The organism is Stenotrophomonas sp. PS02298, from assembly GCF_029959445.1.
Taxonomy (GTDB): Bacteria; Pseudomonadota; Gammaproteobacteria; order Xanthomonadales; family Xanthomonadaceae; genus Stenotrophomonas.
The window spans coordinates 1-17,955 of sequence record NZ_JASCOR010000087.1; the positions used below are offsets into that span (position 1 = coordinate 1).

12 protein-coding genes are annotated in these 17,955 nt (G+C 64.4%); 5 read left to right on the forward strand and 7 right to left on the reverse strand.

The genetic code is table 11. The annotated features are described in order from the left end of the window. Positions 1-155: 155 nt before the first annotated feature. On the reverse strand, positions 156-1,817 hold the full coding sequence (locus QMX78_RS13345) for a fatty acid--CoA ligase (protein WP_282270314.1): 1,662 nt from the start codon (positions 1,815-1,817) through the stop codon (positions 156-158). A gap of 24 nt (positions 1,818-1,841) precedes the next feature. Beyond that, positions 1,842-3,683 carry a 3-hydroxybutyrate oligomer hydrolase family protein gene (locus tag QMX78_RS13350; RefSeq protein WP_282270316.1) on the reverse strand — a complete coding sequence of 614 codons (1,842 nt, stop codon included), beginning with the start codon at positions 3,681-3,683 and terminating at the stop codon, positions 1,842-1,844. An 89-nt stretch (positions 3,684-3,772) separates the two neighbouring features. Between QMX78_RS13350 and QMX78_RS13355 the strand changes: the two genes are divergently transcribed. Further along, positions 3,773-4,447: a response regulator transcription factor gene (locus QMX78_RS13355; protein WP_282270318.1), complete on the forward strand. Its 675-nt coding sequence runs from the start codon at positions 3,773-3,775 to the stop codon at positions 4,445-4,447. Positions 4,448-4,498: 51 nt separating this feature from the next. Here the strand turns inward: QMX78_RS13355 and QMX78_RS13360 are convergent, their stop codons facing one another. The 4 genes from QMX78_RS13360 to QMX78_RS13375 all read right to left on the reverse strand — a co-directional run bounded on the left by QMX78_RS13360 (position 4,499) and on the right by QMX78_RS13375 (position 11,481). Continuing rightward, a complete protein-coding gene (locus tag QMX78_RS13360) occupies positions 4,499-7,840 on the reverse strand; it encodes a PAS domain-containing hybrid sensor histidine kinase/response regulator (protein ID WP_282270320.1) in 3,342 nt (1,113 codons plus the stop codon). Positions 7,841-7,910: 70 nt separating this feature from the next. Beyond that, on the reverse strand, positions 7,911-8,396 hold the full coding sequence (locus QMX78_RS13365) for a MaoC family dehydratase (protein WP_282270322.1): 486 nt from the start codon (positions 8,394-8,396) through the stop codon (positions 7,911-7,913). After that, complete coding sequence (locus QMX78_RS13370; protein WP_282270324.1) at positions 8,393-9,271, reverse strand: alpha/beta hydrolase; 879 nt, start codon at positions 9,269-9,271, stop codon at positions 8,393-8,395. The genes QMX78_RS13365 and QMX78_RS13370 overlap by 4 nt, the downstream gene beginning before the upstream one ends. An 11-nt stretch (positions 9,272-9,282) precedes the next feature. After that, positions 9,283-11,481, reverse strand: a complete 2,199-nt coding sequence (locus QMX78_RS13375) for a TonB-dependent receptor (protein WP_282270326.1) — start codon at positions 11,479-11,481, stop codon at positions 9,283-9,285. Positions 11,482-11,636: 155 nt separating this feature from the next. Between QMX78_RS13375 and QMX78_RS13380 the strand changes: the two genes are divergently transcribed. The 3 genes from QMX78_RS13380 to QMX78_RS13390 all read left to right on the forward strand — a co-directional run bounded on the left by QMX78_RS13380 (position 11,637) and on the right by QMX78_RS13390 (position 16,678). Further along, on the forward strand, positions 11,637-13,040 hold the full coding sequence (locus tag QMX78_RS13380; protein ID WP_282270328.1) for a GntP family permease: 1,404 nt from the start codon (positions 11,637-11,639) through the stop codon (positions 13,038-13,040). A gap of 87 nt (positions 13,041-13,127) precedes the next feature. Then, the gene (locus tag QMX78_RS13385; RefSeq protein WP_282270330.1) at positions 13,128-14,129 is read left to right on the forward strand and encodes a PHB depolymerase family esterase; all 1,002 of its coding nucleotides are present in this window, start codon (positions 13,128-13,130) and stop codon (positions 14,127-14,129) included. Between the two features lie 203 nt (positions 14,130-14,332). Beyond that, positions 14,333-16,678 carry a TonB-dependent receptor gene (locus QMX78_RS13390; protein WP_282270332.1) on the forward strand — a complete coding sequence of 782 codons (2,346 nt, stop codon included), beginning with the start codon at positions 14,333-14,335 and terminating at the stop codon, positions 16,676-16,678. Positions 16,679-16,952: 274 nt separating this feature from the next. On the opposite strand, the gene QMX78_RS13395 is transcribed toward QMX78_RS13390, so the two are convergent. After that, on the reverse strand, positions 16,953-17,315 hold the full coding sequence (locus QMX78_RS13395) for a GFA family protein (protein WP_282270338.1): 363 nt from the start codon (positions 17,313-17,315) through the stop codon (positions 16,953-16,955). Between the two features lie 82 nt (positions 17,316-17,397). Here QMX78_RS13395 and QMX78_RS13400 point away from each other — a divergent pair, with 82 nt between their 5' ends. Further along, entirely contained in the window at positions 17,398-17,826 is a 429-nt protein-coding gene (locus tag QMX78_RS13400; RefSeq protein ID WP_282270341.1) for a hypothetical protein, read from the forward strand. Positions 17,827-17,955 lie beyond the last annotated feature (129 nt).

Sequence of the window (17,955 nt, forward strand, 5' to 3'; positions counted from 1 at the left end):
CCCAACCCCTGCCCAGGGGTTTTCTTATTTTTTGGGGCCCCGCCCAACCCCCCGAAGCTCGCTACCCGTCCGATTGCGGGGATGTTGGTGACTTCATTGTTGCCAGCTTCGCGGCTTACGCCGCTCCTACAAAAACCCCTGTCGCGAGCTCGATTTCAGCCGCCAGCTGGGTTCGCCGCCAGGTCATGCAGGCTGCGCAGCTTCTTCTTGTTGATCTTGCCGACGCTGGTGCGCTCTATCGAATCGACGAAACTGACGCGGTCCGGGATCGCGTAGCGGGAGATGTCGCCTGCGCGGCTGCGGGCGGCGACCAGCTCGATGATCTCGGCTTCGGTAACCGTGCTGCCTGCGTGCCTGACCACCAGGGGCAGCGGCCGTTCGCCCCATTTGGCATCGGCAATGCCGATCACCGCAACTTCGTTGACCGCTGGGTGCATGGCGATGATGTCTTCCAGCGCGAGTGAGGAAATCCATTCGCCGCCGGTCTTGATCACGTCCTTGATGCGATCGGTGACGCGCAGGTAGCCGCCGCCATCGATGTTGCCGATGTCGCCGGTATGCAGGTAGCCGCCGGCCCACAAGGCTTCCGAGGCTTCTGGGTTGTGCAGATAGCCCTGGGTAAGCCACGGCGCGCGCACCACCACTTCGCCGGTGACAATGCCATCGTGGGCGACCTCGCTCATGGCTTCATCGACGATGCGCAACTCCACCAGCGGCACTGGAATACCGGCCTTGGTACGCAGCGACAGTTCTTCATCCGTGCCAGCCAGGGCATCCACATCGATCTGGGCGAGGGTGAGCAGCGGGCAGGTTTCGGACATGCCGTAGCCGCCAAAGATATCGATGCCGCGCGCCAAGGCCTGCTGGGCCAAGGCACGCGGCAGTGCGGCACCGCCGATGATGACTTTCCAGCCGTGCAGATCGGTATCTGCTGCAGTGGAGTGGCCCAGCAGCATATGCAGGATGGTCGGCACGCAGTGCGAGAACGTCACTTTCTCGCGCGCGATCAGGTCCAGCAGCTTGCCCGGCAGGTAGCGGCCCGGATACACCTGTTTGATGCCCAACAGCGTGGCCACGTACGGCATGCCCCAGGCGTGTACATGGAACATCGGCGTGATCGGCATGTAGACATCGTCGCGATGCAGCCGGCCCTGCTTGGGCGCACTGCCCAGCGCGGCCATCGCCGCCAATGAGTGCAGGACAAGCTGGCGATGGCTGAAGAACACGCCCTTGGGCAGACCGGTGGTGCCGGTCGTATAGAACATGGTGGCGCGGGTGTTCTCGTCGAAGTCCGGGAAGTCGCGGACTGGCTCGGCGCTGCGCAGACCTGCTTCGTACTCGGCGGCGAAGCCCTCCGGCAGCGGGCCTGCTTCATCGTCCAGCAGCACCCGCGTGCGCAGGTCCGGCAGCTGCTGTTCAATGCTCTCCAGCACCGGCAGGAACTCGCGGTTGGCCAGGATCACCCGCGCGCTGCTGTGATTCAGCGTATAGGCGATCTGCTCCGGGGCCAGGCGAATGTTCACCGTCATCAGCACCGCGCCGATCATCGGCACGGCGAAGTAGCTTTCCAGATAGCGGTTGCTGTCCCAGTCCATCACTGCCACGGTGTCGCCGGGCTTCACGCCCAGGGACGTGAGCAGACCGGCCAGTTGGCCTATACGCGCCTGCAGCGTGCGGTAGTCGAAGCGGACGCTGTCGCCGTAGACGATTTCCTGATCGGGATTGATCGCCAGCGGTGTGTGCAGCAGCTGCTTGATCAGCAGGGGATAGGCGTAGGCGCTGGATTCGGCTTGGTCGGGGCTTGTAGCGAATGACATCTGAATACCCTGGTTGGCAGCGCGTCAGTGGCCGGAGACTGTGGGAATGGACAGCTGCGCGCGCTGCAACGGTGCTTCCGCGCGCGGCGTTGGCTGGATCAGCGCATCCTGCGGCAGGGCGTGTGCGGGATCTTCGAGGTGATCCCATACCTGGTCCATCGCCGCAAACATGTAGGGAAGCAGCGGCACATAGCGCTTGCGGTAATCCGGGAAAGCCAGCAACGAGTCGAAGTGCTGGCCATTGCTCACCCGCCAGTAGGCGATCTGCGCGCCAGCCTTGCGTGCAAGCGGCACATAGCGGTCGCTGGTCATGCTGATCGGCACCAGCCCGTCGTCGGTGCCATGGATGACCACGATTGGCAGGCCGCGACGCGGCGCCTTGGCGGCAGCGTCGGCGATGCCGGCGCGCACGCGCTTGGCATCGGCGCTGTCACCCAGGCCGAGTGCACGCAGGCAGTTCAGCCCGCGCAGCGGATCCTCCGCCGACTGGGCGGCATTGCCGTCCACCAGCACGACGCCGCTGCCCGGTGGAATGCCGCTGCCTTCGCTCCACCAGCTTGCACGCAGCTCGGCGCTGGCAGGAACAGGTTTGCCGTCCGCACCGACAGCGGAATAGCTGTAGGCGCAGGGGTGTTCGCCGGCACCGTAGCGACCATAGGCCGAGGCATAGGTCACCGCGATTGCACGCCACAGGTCGAAACCGGTCGAGAACGCACCGGCGCGCAGCGCGCCATCGCTGAGCCCGGCGTCGGCGAGTTGCTGGCGTGCCGACTGCGCCTGTGCGGCGGTGTCATCGCCTTGCACCAGTCCGGCCGATTTCAGGACGGCACAGCGCTGCGTCCATGCCGGTGCTGCCTGTGCCTGCACCGGCGGCTGCGGCAGATCATCCAGCGCAAGCAGCGCGCAGGGCATCAGCAGTGCGGATTGGGTGACGAAGTCGTAGAGCGGCGGGGCGCCGGCCACCGAGACATTCGGCTCGCCTGCGACCATCGCGTCGAACCAGTCGCCCTCGATCTCCGCTGCACGCAGTACCGCGCCACCGCCATTGGAAACACCTGCGCCCAGGGTGCGCGTATTGGCAGGGGTGAACGGTGCCGATTGCGGATAGGCGCGGTCCAGTGCCTGCAGGCCGAACTGCAGCGCCTGCAGCAGATGTTGGCCCCAGTCTGCTTCCGGGTTGTCACCGGAATGGGCGTGTTTGAAGGCGATGCCATGCGTGGCTTTGGCATCGGATGGAGCGAAGGCCAGTGCGCCTTGCGTCGCAGGCGTGCCGTCGGGCTGGAAGCCACTCCTGGCGTCCAGATCGTAATAGTCACTGCCGGTGCCTTTGTCGGTATAGGCGACTGCGCAGCCGTGAGCCAGGCCCCAACTGCCAGCAACCGAGATCGCGCCATAGATGCCGCGCGAGCCGGAGGAGGCTGCGGCTACCAGGCAGCGCTTTGCCGGATCGAAATTGTCGGGAACCTGCACCAGCACACGATGCGGCTGGCGGGCGCCGGGGATGCGCGCATAGGCCGAGAACTCCCGGCCCGGCGTAGCCTGAAGATTGCCGTAGACATCGCCGAAGCCGGCGCCAGGGGTAAGGTCGGCGATGCCGCGCCAGCTGCTCCAGATCGCGCGGCGGCGTGCTTCTTCGGCGGTCGGCTGGGCCGGACTGGCGAATGCCGGCGCGGCAGCGGCGCGCAGGCCGTCGAGTCCCAGGCCAGCGGTCAGCAGATCATCGCTGCCGCGGTGCTCGGTTTCGCGCCATTGCTCGAACGTTGGAGCCGCAGCACTCGCGGCGGGCTTGGCGGCAGTGGCGACGGAAACGCAGCCCAACAGCGGCAGCGCGGCGCAAAGCAGGGTAACGGGGCGGGGGATGTTCATTGCCACACACTAACAAGCCAGTGTGTATGTGCCAGCGTACCTAGGTACCCGTGCCCGGTAGCTGGCTAATTTGCTAACCTCGCCTGGACATGCCGACCCTGCTCATTGCCGACGACCACCCCTTGTTCCGCGCCGCCTTGCATCGCGCGGCCGAAGAGGCGGTTGATGACCTGCAGATCAGCGAGGCCGATTCGCTGGACAGCGTGCTGGAAGCGATCGAGAGCGAGCAGATCGACCTGATGCTGCTGGACCTGCATATGCCGGGCAACCATGGTCTTGCCGGTCTGGCGACGATCCGCGCCCTCCAACCCGGGCTGGCGATCATCATCGTCTCGGCCAATGAAGAGCCGCATGTGATCCGCCGCGCCATCGACCTTGGTGCTGCCGGCTACCTGCCCAAGAGCTCGGGGCTGGTGGACCTGCAGCAGGCCCTGCAGACCGTGCTCGATGGCGAGCGCTGGATACCGGCGATGCTGCGCGAAACCGTTGCCCGGGTTGCGCCCTTCAGCAAGGACGCCGATCTGGCTGCGCGCCTGTCCAGCCTGTCCGCGCACCAGTACAAGGTATTGAGCCTGGTCGCCGAAGGCCTGCTCAACAAGCAGATCGCCGATCGCCTTGGTGTGCAGCTGCGTACGGTCAAGGCGCATATGACCCGCATCATGGGCCGGCTGGGCGTGCGCAACCGCGCGCAGGCGATCCGCGTGCTGCACGAAATGGGCCTGAACGATCCGTCGCGGCAGATTGAAGAGACGCAGGACGCCTGATCCGCGATACGGCGCTGGCCGATCAACGGATCCGGCGGTGCCTGCTTCGGGTCAGCTTGCGACGGTGCTGCGCGTAGCCAGCAGATGGTTGATCGCCCAGCGCAGCGCCAGTGGCTTGAACGGCTTGTTCAATAGCGACAGCCCGACTTCGCGTACTGCCTCGCGGGTATCGCTGCCGGTATCGGCGCTGAGTATCACTGTCGGCCTTTGCCTGCGTGCGCCATCCAGGCGCTTCCACAGCTGGACGCCGGTGTCACCGTCGTCGAGGTGGTAGTCGAACAACCACAGGTCCGCTTCATGTGCGGACGCATCGATGTCCTTGCCGTCGCTGTACGCAATGACCTCGCAGCCCCAGGCCAGCAGCATCTGCCGCATCGCCTGCAGCGCATCGGCATCGTTGTCGACCACCAGCACCCGTGTGCCTTTGATGGTGCTGTTGCCGGCAGCCGGTGCTTCAATTCGCGAAGCCGGTGGCGGCGTTGCCCGCGACACCGTGATGGAGAACGCCGAACCGCGATTGACCACGCTGTGCAGTGCCAGCGGTGCGTGCAGCAGGTCGGCAATGCGGTGCGCAATCGCCAGGCCGAGACCCAGTCCTTGGCCATTGCTGCGATCACCGCGATGGAACTCCTCGAACACCACACTCTGTTGCTCCGGGGTGATACCGGGGCCGCTGTCATGCACGCCGATGGTCAGCGTGTCGCCATGGCGACGCACGCCGAGCAGCACGCCACCACTGCGGGTGTAGCGGATGGCGTTGGCGAGAAAGTTCTGCAGCACGCGGCGCAGCAACAGCGGATCGCTGTGTACCCAGACGCGGCTGCGCACGTAGCGGAACTGCAGGCCGCGCGCGGCCGCCAGCACGGCGAATTCCTGTGCCAAGGGATCAAGTACGGTCGACAAGGCGAACGGGCGCGGATCGGCGACCAGTCCACCGGCTTCCAGTCGCGATATGTCCAGCAGGCCAGACAGCAGATCATCGGTGGAATCCAGGGCGCCGCGGATCTGGCGCAGGAAGCTGTCCAGGAATTCCGATTCGATGTGCTGCGACATCGCATCGGTGAGCAGCTGTGCGGCGTGCAGGGGCTGGATCAGATCGTGGCCGACCGCGGTGAGGAAGCGGGTCTTGGCCACGTTCGCGCGCTCTGCTTCGTGCACGGCCTGTTCCAGCCGAGCGGTGCGGTCCTGCACGCGCAGCTCCAGGGTCTCGTTACTGCGCTTGAGCGCATCCTCGGCCATGCGGAAGGCGGTGACATCGGTGAAGGTGGCGACGTAGCCGCCGCCGGGCATCGGGTTGCCACGGATTTCGACGATGGTGTTGTCGGGGAAGATGCGTTCGGACAGATGCGGCGTGCCACGGCGCATATGCGCGATGCGACGGTTCAGCGCCTTGCCGACGTTGTCACCCGGGGCCTCGCCGATCTTCAGTTCGCCCAGCGCCCATGCGGTCAGGTTGGCGACCGGCTGCCCGACCTGCAGCAGTTCGGGCGGGAACTTGAACAGCGCGGCATAACGGCTGTTCCAGGCCACCAGCTGCAGCTGGGCATCAACCACGCTGATGCCCTGGCTCATGTTTTCCAATGCGGCTTCCAGCAGGCGCTGGTTGAAACGCAGTGCCTGCGTCGCTTCACCGACGGCGCGGGTAACCGCATCCAGCGGCGCAGCGCCGCCATCACGCGCGGCCTCGACCAGCAGCCGTGCCATGCCGGCGCCGACCACGGCGGTGAGTTCACGTTCGATGGCGGTGACCCGGTCGTCATCCAGCATCTGCCCGGCATGCCCGTCCATCAGCTGCCGTGCGCGTTCCTGGCCGAGGAAGCGGCCGGCGGTCTTGCGCAATGAGGCAGCGGCTACCGCATCGCGTTGCAGCGGTAGCGAAGGGCGGATCGCGCGTGACACCAGCGCAACGGTGATCAGGTTGACCGCCAGGCTGGCGCCCATGCTGATGGCGATGTGGCCGGGCTGCATGCGCAGCGAGAACAGCGCCAGCCAATGCAAACCTTCGCTGCCCACGGCTGGATCCGGTGCAGGTATCACCATCGGCAGCAATACCAGCCACAGCCAGACCAGCGAACCCAACACGATGCCGGCCATGATCGCGGGCGAGGGTGCGCGCGGCCGATACACCGCCAGCAGCACTGCCGGTGCCAGCTGCGACAGGGCGGTGAACGACATCAGCCCGAAATCGCTCAGCGCTTCGGTACCGCTCATCGCGCGGCTGTACAGCCACGACATCAGGAACACAGCGAGGATGCCGGCGCGACGGAAGGCCAGCACGCGCGGGCGCAGGTCGGCACCGGCATCGTTGCCGCCGCTGTTCATGCCGCCGAGCAGATGCGAACCAAAGCCGTGGTTGCCGAGCATGATCGACAAGGTCAGGCCGGACAGGATCATCATGCCGGTGGCTGCGCTCAGGCTGCCCAGGTAGGCAAGCAGCGCCAGCAGGTGGTGGCCGCGTTCCTGCGGCAAGGCCAGTACGTACAGATCCGGCGATACCGACGCCGGCAGTTGTGCAGCACCGGACAAGGCCATCGGCACCGACGGCAGGCCAATCAGCAGCAGGTAGAGCGGGAACAGCCAGCGTGCGGTCTTCAGATCAGAGGACTGGCGCAGCTCGACGACGCCGACATGGAACTGATGGGGCAGGGTGAATGCCGCCATCGCACCCAGCGCGACCATGGTCAGGAAATCGGGGATTACCGCTGGCGGCGGCAGATGCGCCATCTTCTCCAGCAACGGCGTGCCTGCCTGCTGCACGGATACCGCTGCATACAGGCCAATCGCCAGCAGTGCCGCGAGCTTCAGCAGCGACTCCAGGCCCAGCGCGACCACGATGCCGCGGTTGTGCTCGGTGGCAGAGGCCTTGCGCGCGCCGAACAGCATGGTGAAGGCCGCCATTGTCAGTGCGAACCAGAACGACACGTCCAGCTGCCAGCCGCTGGCGGCGAACTGGTCACCGAGCAGTGCGGCCAATCCCTGCCCAACGGCTTTGAGCTGCAGGGCGATGTAGGGAATGATGCCCAGCAGCGCCACCAGGGTGATGGTGATGCCCAAGCCTTGGTCGGTGCGCAGTCGTGCAACCACCAGGTCGGCGATGGTGGCGCTGTTGTGCTGTTTGGCCAGCCTGCCCAGGCGCGCGAGGAAGGGCAGGCCGAAGGCGAAGATCAGCGCCATGCCGATCAAGGTGGGCGGGATCGGGAAGCCCCATTGCACGCCCTGCGAAGCAGCGCCGTAATACGTCCACGCGGTGCAGTGCACGGCCAGTGACAGCGCATAGATGGCTGGCCAGATCCTGCCGAGGCGGTGGCCCTGGCGCTCGCCCCACAGGGCAACGCCGAACAGCAGCACGGTCCACGCGATGCAGGCGAACAGGACGATGGAGGGCGTCAACATCGCTCCAGTGTAGAGAGAACCGTGGCCGGCGTGCTGGATGCCGGCCGGTCGCTTGCCATGCAGGGACGCGTCAGGGCGCGATCACGATCAGTGACAGCTGCTCGGCGGCCAATGCCACCTCGCCGCCGGGCTGCAGTTCCACGCTCTTGTGCTGGGTCAGCAGCCACTGCCCGGGCTGGCGCGGCTCCAGTGAGATCAAGCGTGAGCGCACGCGGATGTCGGAGCCATTGGGAACCGGCGCCAGAAAGCGCACCTTGTTCAAACCGTAATTCAGCACGTGGGCGATGCCGGGAAAGCCGACCAGCGCCGCAACGTCCTCCTCGACGGTGAGCGAGAGCAGCAGGAAACCATGCGCGATGGTCGTCCCGCCCGGCAAACCGGCCTGCGCACGGGCCGGATCGACGTGAATCCAGTTGTGGTCACCGGTGGCCTCGGCGAAGGCATCGATGCGCGCCTGCGCGATGTGGGTGAACTTGCCAAGGCGTTCGCTTGCAGCCCACTGCTGCAGTGCCTGCAGGGCTTCTGGCAATTCCCTGGTCGTGTCACCGGCGCTCACGGAAGGCGTCCAAGCAGTGCCAGGATCGCATCACGCGCCTCAGGCTCGGACAACGTCGGTGCGTGACCAACATCCGGCACGACGACCAGGCTGGCGTTTGGCGACGTAGCCGCCATCTGCTGGGCAACATCGGTAGGCAGGATATCGGACAGCGCACCGCGGACCACCAGCACCGGCACCCGTGAGGTCAGTCCGCGCACCGCGCGCCACAGCACCGGCCGCAACAACCACAGCACCCACGGCCGGGTGGTGCGGATGATGGCCGGGTCATAGTCCAGTTCCAGCAGGCCGTCGTCGCGCTGGCGGAAGCTGCGCGAGGCCATCGCCCGCCAGTCCTCCGCGGTGAAACGCGGGAAGGATGCCTTGCCGATGGATTCGGCGTAGGCAGCTGCCTGCTCCAGATCCATCGGTGGCAGCGGCTTGCCGGCGTACTTGCCGATCCGCGCCAGGGCTTCGCGTGGCACCTTGGGGCCGGCGTCGTTGAGCACGGCTGCTGCGATCAGCTCCGGTGCGCGCGAGGCCAGGGTGATGGTGACCAGCACACCCAGCGAGGTGCCGATGAACACCGCCTTGGCGATGTTCTGCGAACGCAGCAGCGCCACCATGTCGTCGGCGTAGGTGCGCGGGTTGTAGCTGCTTGGGTCGGGCGCACGTGCCGAACCCGCACGGCCACGCAGGTCGACCGCAAGCACGCGCCAGCCGACCGCGGTCAGCGTCTCGGCCAGTGCGTCGAAGTCAGCGGCATTGCGGGTCAGGCCGGGAATGCAGACCACCGTGCCGCAGGGCGATTGCCCCGCGGCCGGTGCATGGTCGCGCGCGTGCAGGCGCAGGCCATCGTTGCTGCTCCAGTACAGATCATCGTAAGACTGGGTCATGCAGGTGTTTCCTAGAAATCGTAGCGGACGCTGAGACTGTACTGGCGCGGCGGGCCATAGAAACCGATCAGGGTGCCGACCGCCGGAATGTTGTAGCCGGTGGTGCGGTATTCCTTGTCCGCCAGGTTGGTGCCCTGCAGCGAGAAGGTCCAGGCGTCATTGAGCTTCCAGATCACGCCGGCATTGACCAGCCCGTAGCCGTCCTGCTTGATCACCGGGCTCAGGTCGGTGGTCGGCCACACTTCGCTCTGGTAGCTGTAGCCCACACGGGCGGACAGGTTGCTGCCATTGGCCAGCTCGGTGCGGTATTCCACGTTCAGCGCACCCGAGAAATCCGGCGCATTGGTGAACTTCATCTGGTCGGCGACGTTGACGCCACGGTCCATGTACTCGTCGTACTTGGTGTCCAGCCAGGCCAGGTTGCCGGAGATCAGCCAGTTGGCGGTCGGCAGGTACTGGTATTCGATTTCCAAGCCGTTGACGGTGCCCTTGCCGGCATTGGTGAAGTCGCCGAAGAAGGCATCGTTGACGCCGTCGCCATTGGTGTCGATGCCGGTGAACACCGACAGCTGGATGTCCTTGTACTTGTTGTGGAAGGCCGACAGATTCAGGAACAGGCGCGAATCCAGGAAGCCCATCTTGCTGCCGATCTCGAAGCTGTCGACGGTCTCGTCATCGAACGGCTCGGCCGAGCGCGGTACGGCCACGGCATTGGCGCGGATGTTGTAGCCACCGGACTTGAAACCACGCGTCGCCAGGCCATAGACCATGATGTCCGGGGTGATCTGGTAATCCAGCGACACCTTCGGCGAGACGTTCTTGAAGTTGGTGGTCTTGTCGAAATCGGCGGCAACCGCGATCGGGCGGCTGAAGGTCGCGTCCGAGTAGAAGCGGTTCAATACGATGGCGCGCTTGTCCTCGTCGGTATAGCGGGCGCCGATATCGAGCTTGAGTTTGTTGGTCAGGTCGAAGGTCCAGTCGGCATACAGCGCGATGCTGTCGGTCAGCACCTTGCCGCGGGTATCGCCGAACTGCAGGTTGAAGAAGTTGTTGCGGATCTGGCCGCCTGCTTCACCACTGAACTGGTACAGGCCAACCACACCGCGTACACGGCCGCCGGCGTCGTAGTTCAACTGCAGCTCGTTGCTGACCTGGTTGTCCTCGTAGAAGCCGCCGACATCGGCCAGCTTGACCGGCGTGGTGTCGAAGTCGATGTTGGAGTGGCTGTCCGATTCGCGCTTGGCGACCACGTACTTCAATGCAATGTCGTCGTTCGGACGCCAGTTCACCGTGGCCGAGGCGCCCTTGGTCTCGACGCTGTTGAGGTTCTGCATGCCCGAGCGGATGTCGTAGCGGTCATCCATCGGCGGGTAGGCCGGGGTGAACGGGTTCGGTGCCAGCATCTTCGAGCCACGCATGCCGGACTGGTCGTCGATCCAGTCCAGCGCGAACTGCACGTCGAAGTCGTCGCCTGCATAGGCGCCCAGGTTCAGGCGTGCGGCATTGATCTGTTTGTCGCTGATCGGCTGGCCGTTGTAGGTGTTCTCGCCGAAGCCGTCGCGGTTCATGCTGGCCACGGCGATGCGCCCGCGCAGGCCGCTGTCGGCGCCGCCCAGCGGGCCGCCGATGGCCGCCTTGGCATCCAGCTGGTTGTAATTGCCGGCGGTGATCTGGGCATAGCCCTCGACCTGCGTGGGCAGGCCGCGCGAGATGTACTTGATCGCGCCACCAATGGTGTTCTTGCCGTACAGCGTGCCCTGCGGGCCGCGCAGTACTTCGATGCGCGAGACGTCGAACACGTCCAGCAGGGCACCCTGCGGGCGCGCGATGTAGACGTCGTCCAGGTAGATGCCCACGCCCGGGTCCGCGCCCCAGGTGGGATCGGACTGGCCGACGCCGCGGATGTAGGCGGTGACCGTGCTGCTGGCGCCACGCGCTGCGTAGATGGTCAGGTTGGGTACCTGCGCGTCGAGATCGGCGATGTCCTGCACGTTGAACTTGTCCAGCGCTTCGGAGGTGAAGGCGGTGACCGCGACCGGTACTTCCTGCAGGGTTTCCTCGCGCTTGCGCGCGGTGACGGTGATGCTGTCCAGGTTGGTGGCCGAAGCGGCCTTGCCCTCCGTCGCCGCAGCCGGTTGTGCTTCCTGTGCCAATACCGGCCCGGAGGCCAACAGCGCGCCGATCATCAGGCTCAAACAATTCCGCTTCATTCGGTCCTCCCCAGGCAAGTGCGTTGTAGATGGCCGCATGCCACCCTCGGAGCCAAGGCTAGCGACGCAGGTGTGCACCAGCGAGTGGACCTAGGTCCAGTCGGCAGCGGCCATCAGATCAGGATACTGGGCGCCTCTCCACTCGGAAGCGCCGTATGTCGTTACTGATCGTACTTGCAGCGCTGGGCTTCCTCATGCTGGTGGCCTACCGCGGTTACAGCGTGATCCTGTTCGCGCCCATCGCCGCACTCGGCGCGGTGCTGCTGACCGACCCGTCGCTGGTGGCACCGATGTTCACCGGCTTGTTCATGGACAAGATGGTCGGCTTCCTGAAGCTGTATTTCCCGGTGTTCCTGCTGGGTGCGGTGTTCGGCAAGCTTATCGAGTTGTCCGGCTTCTCCAAATCGATAGTCGGTGCGGCGATTCGGCTGTTCGGCCCGCAGCGGGCGATGCTGTCGATCGTGCTGGTATCGGGCCTGCTCACTTACGGCGGTGTTTCGCTGTTCGTTGTGGTGTTCGCGGTCTACCCGTTCGCTGCCGAGATGTTCCGCCAGAGCAACATCCCCAAGCGGCTGATTCCAGCGACGCTGGCGGTGGGCGGTTTCAGCTTCACCATGGATGCGCTGCCGGGTACGCCGCAGATCCAGAACATCATTCCGACCACGTTCTTCGGCACCGACACCTGGGCCGCGCCTGTGCTCGGCATCCTCGGCAGCATCTTCGTGTTGGCGGTGGGCATGGCTTACCTGGAGTGGCGCCGTCGCGTTGCCGCGCGCAATGGTGAGGGCTATGGCGACCCGGCAACGCTGGTCAACGAGCCGGTGCCATTCACTGGTACCAACCTTGCGCATGCCGGGATCGCGGTATTGCCATTGTTGCTGGTGTTCGTCTCGAACAAGTTGTTCACCCTGGGCATCCCGCACTGGTACGGCGCCGAGCACAGCTTCGTGCCTTCCATCCTCGGCAAATCCGCACCGGTGGTGCAGGAGGTGCCGAAGATCGCTGCGATCTGGGCAGTGGAGGGTGCGCTGCTGGTCGGCATCCTGTCGGTGATGCTGTTGGCGTGGCGGCCGGTCGTGACCCAGTTTGCCGATGGCACCAAGACCGCGATCAGTGGCGCCTTGTTGGCAGCGATGAACACCGCCTCCGAGTATGGCTTTGGCGCGGTGATCGCCGCATTGCCGGGTTTCATGGTGGTGGCCAATGCCTTGGGTTCGATCAAGGATCCGCTGTTGCATGAGGCGGTCACGGTCACGGGATTGGCAGGTGTCACCGGCTCGGCCTCGGGCGGCATGAGCATCGCCCTGGCGGCGATGTCGGAGACCTTCATCGAGAACGCGCAGGCGGCCGGCATTCCGATGGAAGTGCTGCACCGGGTTGCGTCGATGGCCTCTGGCGGCATGGACAGCCTGCCGCACAACGGTGCCGTCATCACCTTGTTGATGGTGACCGGGCTGACCCATCGCCAGGCCTACAAGGACATTTTCGCTGTGACCATCATCAAGACCCTCGCGGTGTTCGTGGTGATCGGCATCTATTACGCCACCGGCTGGGTTTGACAGCGGCGTCGCAACACCCTCTGGAAGGCTGGTCCACGAGGATTTCCGGTACGACTTCATCCACGACTCACGCATGAGGATCTGGCTATGAAATCTGGAATCGTTTCAATCAAGGCAGCTCTACTGTTGCTGTGCAGCTGGCTGGCGGCGGGTAGCGCGGTTGCGCAAAGCACTGCAGGCCATTGGGATTTTGGTGTGTACGGCAACCTTTTTGGCGCCCGTGAGTACCAGGTGTGGGTGCCGGCGGGCTATGAGGCAAGCAAGCCATTGCCGGTGCTGCTGGTACTGCACGGCTGCGTCAACGGGCCCAACCTGATGGGCGAAGCCTCCGGCTTCAATGATGTTGCCGATGTCGAGGGCTTCATCGTGGTCTATCCGCGGCAGAACGTTACCTCCAACCCGACGCGCTGCTGGAACTGGCAGCTGCCGATCAACCAGGCACGCGGCAGCGGTGAGGCTTCGATCCTGGCCGGAATCGTCGATGCGGTGAAGGCCGGCTATGCCGTCGATCCGCGCCGGGTCTATGTCACTGGCATTTCCGCCGGCGGTGCGATGACCTCGATCATGCTGGCCTGCTATTCGGACGTGTTCGCTGCCGGTGCCATCCATTCCGGCGGCATGTACAAGGGCGCTACCACCATATCTGGCAGCGCCTATGCGTTGTTGGCGGGCAGCATCTATTCGCCGGAGAGCAATGGCAAGCTTGCCTGGCAGTGCTCGGGCTCGCCATCGCCGCGCCCGTTGCCGGTGCTGGTGTTCCATGGCAGCGCCGATGCCACGGTCAATCCGGTCAACGGCCAGCAGGCGGTGCGTCAGTTCCTGCAGACCAATGACCTGGCCGATGACGGCGTGGACAATGATTCGGTCAAGTATGTGCCGACCAGCACCGTTGCTGGCCAGGTGCCGGGCGGACGCGCGTACACGGTCAAGAACTACACCTACGGTGGCAAGACCCTGGTCCAGGACTATCTGGTGCATGGCATGGGCCATGCGTGGAGCGGCAGCACCTCTGGCTTGCCCTTCACCGATCCAAAGGGGCCGGACGCGACCGTGATCACCTGGTTGTTCCTGAAAGACCACCTGCGTTGAGCGCAAGCACGCACTGAGTGAAGTGCAACCATCGCCAGCGCGGATGCCGACTGCATTCGCGCTGGCGTATCGCTGCATTGACGTGTGCGCTGCCAATGCCATCGAATTGAAACCTTGTGAAGTGATGATCTGCGCGCCTCATGCCGCGCAGTCAGCCCTATCCAGGCTGAGCGCAATCATCAACTGCCAACCAAGGCCATTCCATGCAGCGTCACCGCACCACTTCTGCAGTTACCCGCGTTACCCATGACTTTCCGCGTCGTTCGCTGCTGGCCCAGGCCTGCGCATTGTTGATCCTGCCTTTGGCCGCACAGACCGCACTTGCCCAGGATGCCGCGCCGGCCGAGGCGCGCAGCGCCGCCACGGCGCTGGATACCATCACCGTCACCGCCGAGCGCCGCGAACAGAACCTGCAGGACGTGCCGGTGTCGGTGGGCGTTGTGCAGGGCGAAGCCCTGCGCAGCTATGCCGAAGGTGCGGACGATACGCTGCTGGCGCTGTCTGGCCGCGTGCCCAGCTTCTATGCCGAGACCACCACCGGGCGCATCTTCCCGCGCTTCTACATCCGTGGCCTGGGCAACATCGACTTCTACCTCGGTGCCTCGCAGCCGGTCTCCATCATCCAGGACGACGTGGTGCTCGAGCATGTAGTGCTCAAGTCCAACCCGGTCTACGACGTGGACCAGGTCGAGGTGCTGCGCGGCCCGCAGGGCTCCTTGTTTGGCCGCAACACCACCGCCGGTATCGTCAAGTTCGACACGGCCAAGCCCAGCCAGGACCCGAGTGGCCGGGTCAACGTGAGCTACGGCAGTTACAATACCGTCGCCATCGACGGCGGCATGGGCGGCGCGATCAACGACGTGCTGTCCTACCGCGTGTCCACCCTGTACCAGCACCGTGACGATTGGGTGGACAACACCTATCGCGGCCCGAGCGCCGACGGCACGGTGACGCCGAAGAACGACACCATGGGTGGCTACGACGACCGCAACCTGCGTCTGCAGCTGCTGTACAAGCCGAATGAACAGTTCTCGCTGCTCGGATCCGTGCATACCCGTGACTATGAAGGCACCTCCACCCTGTTCCTGCGCAATGCGCTGGTGAAGGGCAGCAACCGCGTCGATGTGCCGCGTGACAAGGTCGCCTTCGATGAGGCAGACAACAACCCGCAGGCCTACAAGACCCACGGTGGCTCGCTGAAGGCCACTTATGACTTCGGCAACACCACGCTGACCTCGATCAGCGCCTACGAGACCACCTCCGGCTACAGCCGTGGCGATACCGACGGCGGTGCCGCGGCGAACTATCCGGTCAATGGCCTGCCCAACGGCTATGGCCAGTCGATGGGCCAGGTACAGGACCTGGACCAGTTCACCCAGGAGCTGCGCCTGGCCTCCAATGCCACCGATCCACTGTCGTGGCAGGTTGGCGCGTTCTACTTTGACGGTCGCGACACCACCGATTTCTACCAGCGCGCCTGGTTCCTCAACGCACCGGCACGCAATCCCAACAACTGGGTGCGCCTGCGCAACATCAATACCTCGTGGGCAGGCTTCGGCCAGGTGAGCTGGAAGGCCACGGATGCGTTGACCTTGACCGCGGGTGTCCGCGCGACCAAGGACGAGAAAAGCACGCGCCTGCTGAAGACCGCCGATACCGCTGCCGGTCTGGTGACCTACAAGGGACGCCACAACGTCGAGATGTCGGACACCCAACCGAGCTGGGACCTGAGCGCGATGTATGAGGTCAGCCCGGAGTTGAGCCTGTACGCACGCGTTGCACGTGGCTTCCGTGGCCCGACCATCCAGGGCCGCTCGGCGGTATTCAATGCCGATTTCACCACTGCCGATTCGGAAACCATCCTGTCCTGGGAAGCCGGCATCAAGAGCAGCCTGTTCGACAACCGCCTGCGTCTGAATGTCAGTGGCTTCACCTACACGGTCAACGACATCCAGCTCAACGGCAATGACTCCAACGGCAACGGCGTGTTGTTCAACGCGGACAAGGCGCGTGCCTATGGTCTGGAAGCCGACATGGATTGGCGCCCGATCCCGAACCTGTCGCTGACTGCCGGCTTGAGCCTGCTGCACAGCGAGATCCAGGACAAGCGCGTCTATGCGCAGGTCTGCGCGTTGAATGGTGTGGTGGTGTGTACGGTCAACGACCCGACGATCAAGATCGGCAGCAATGTCTACGCCCAGATCGACGGCAACCCGTTGCCGAACGCACCCAAGTACAACCTGAACCTGGCCGCGCGTTACGACATTCCGGTGGGTGATGATGGCGCGGTGTTCTTCGCCACCGATTGGAACAAGCAGGGCGAAACCCAGTTCGTGCTGTACGACAGCAAGGAGTTCTATTCCAAGGGCAACTTTGAAGGTGGCCTGCGCGTTGGCTATACCGGCGGCTACGGTGCCTGGGAAGTGGCGGCGTTCGCCCGTAACATCACCAACGAGAAGAACCTCAAGGGTGTGATCGAGAACTACATGGCGGCGGTTTACAACGATCCGCGCATCATCGGTGTTTCGTTCAACTACAACTGGCGTTGAGCCGCTTCAGCTTTGCTTGGAGCCCCTCTCCCGCGAGCGGGAGAGGGGTTGGGGTGAGGAGGGCGGCGCGTAGTGCCGTGCAGTTTCGCTTTGCCTCGACATGCAGCAGGCGAAGCAGGAGCTACAAGCCAAAAGCCGCCCTCATCCGCCCCTTCGGAGCACCTTCTCCCGTAAACGGGAGAAGGGAAAAGCCCAAAGCCCAAAGCCCAAAGCCCAAAGCCCAAAGCCCAAGCCAAAGCCAAAGCCAAAGCCAAAGCCGGCTCCGTATGCCTGATCAGGCCATCCCTGCACCCACGGTCGCCCGAATCGGGATCCCCGTCGGATCAAACTCCTCCAGGCAGAACACATTCACCCCGTAGTAGTCCGGGGTGACCCGCTTGCGGTGGAACGGATAGATGCCGCAGGTGCCGCAGAAATAGTGGTGCGCGGTCAGGGTGTGGAACTGGTACTCCACCAGCGCCTCCTGCCCGGACAGCAGCTCGAACGCGGATTCATGCACTTTCACCATCAGTGCGTTCTTGCGCCGGCAGATCGAGCAATCGCAGGTGGTGAGTTCCGGGAAGTCGGTTTGAATGCGGAAGCTGACAGCGCCGCAATGGCAGCTGCCCTGGTAAGTCTGCAGGGGGCGGTGGGACACGCGTATCTCCAGAAACAAAATGAGCGCCTAGGCAAGGCTTGGATCATACTCAGCCCATCATCGGACGGGTGGGGAGAGGGTGATGCGCGCATTCCTGAGAGGCTTGCTGGCGGTGGTGCTGGGCTTGATCGTCGGCAGTGCGGTGAACATGGGGCTGATCCTGCTCGGCGGGCATCTGGTGCCACCACCGGCCGGTACGGACACCAGTACGACTGAAGGCCTGCAGGCCGCAATGCCCTTGTTCGAGGCCCGTCACTTCCTGTTTCCTTTCCTTGCCCACGCACTGGGTACGCTTGCAGGCGCGCTGTTGGCAACCTGGATTGTCGGGCGCAGCAGCAAAGTGCCGGCCCTGCTGATCGGCTTGCTGTTCCTGGCCGGTGGCATCGCCAGCTGCTTCATGTTGCCAGCACCGCGTTGGTTCGAGGTGCTGGACGTGCTGCTGGCCTACATCCCGTTCGCCTGGTTGGGCTACCAGATTGCAAAAAAGCCCAGGATTGTAGGAGCGGCGTAAGCCGCGAAGCTGATGATCCAAACGCAAAGCTTCAGTTGCAATTGCAGGTGTTGGCCTGTCGGTTCCGGTACGAGCTTCGCGGCGTTCGGCGCGGCGACAACGCCCCCCGGCCACGCCGGGCCGGCACCC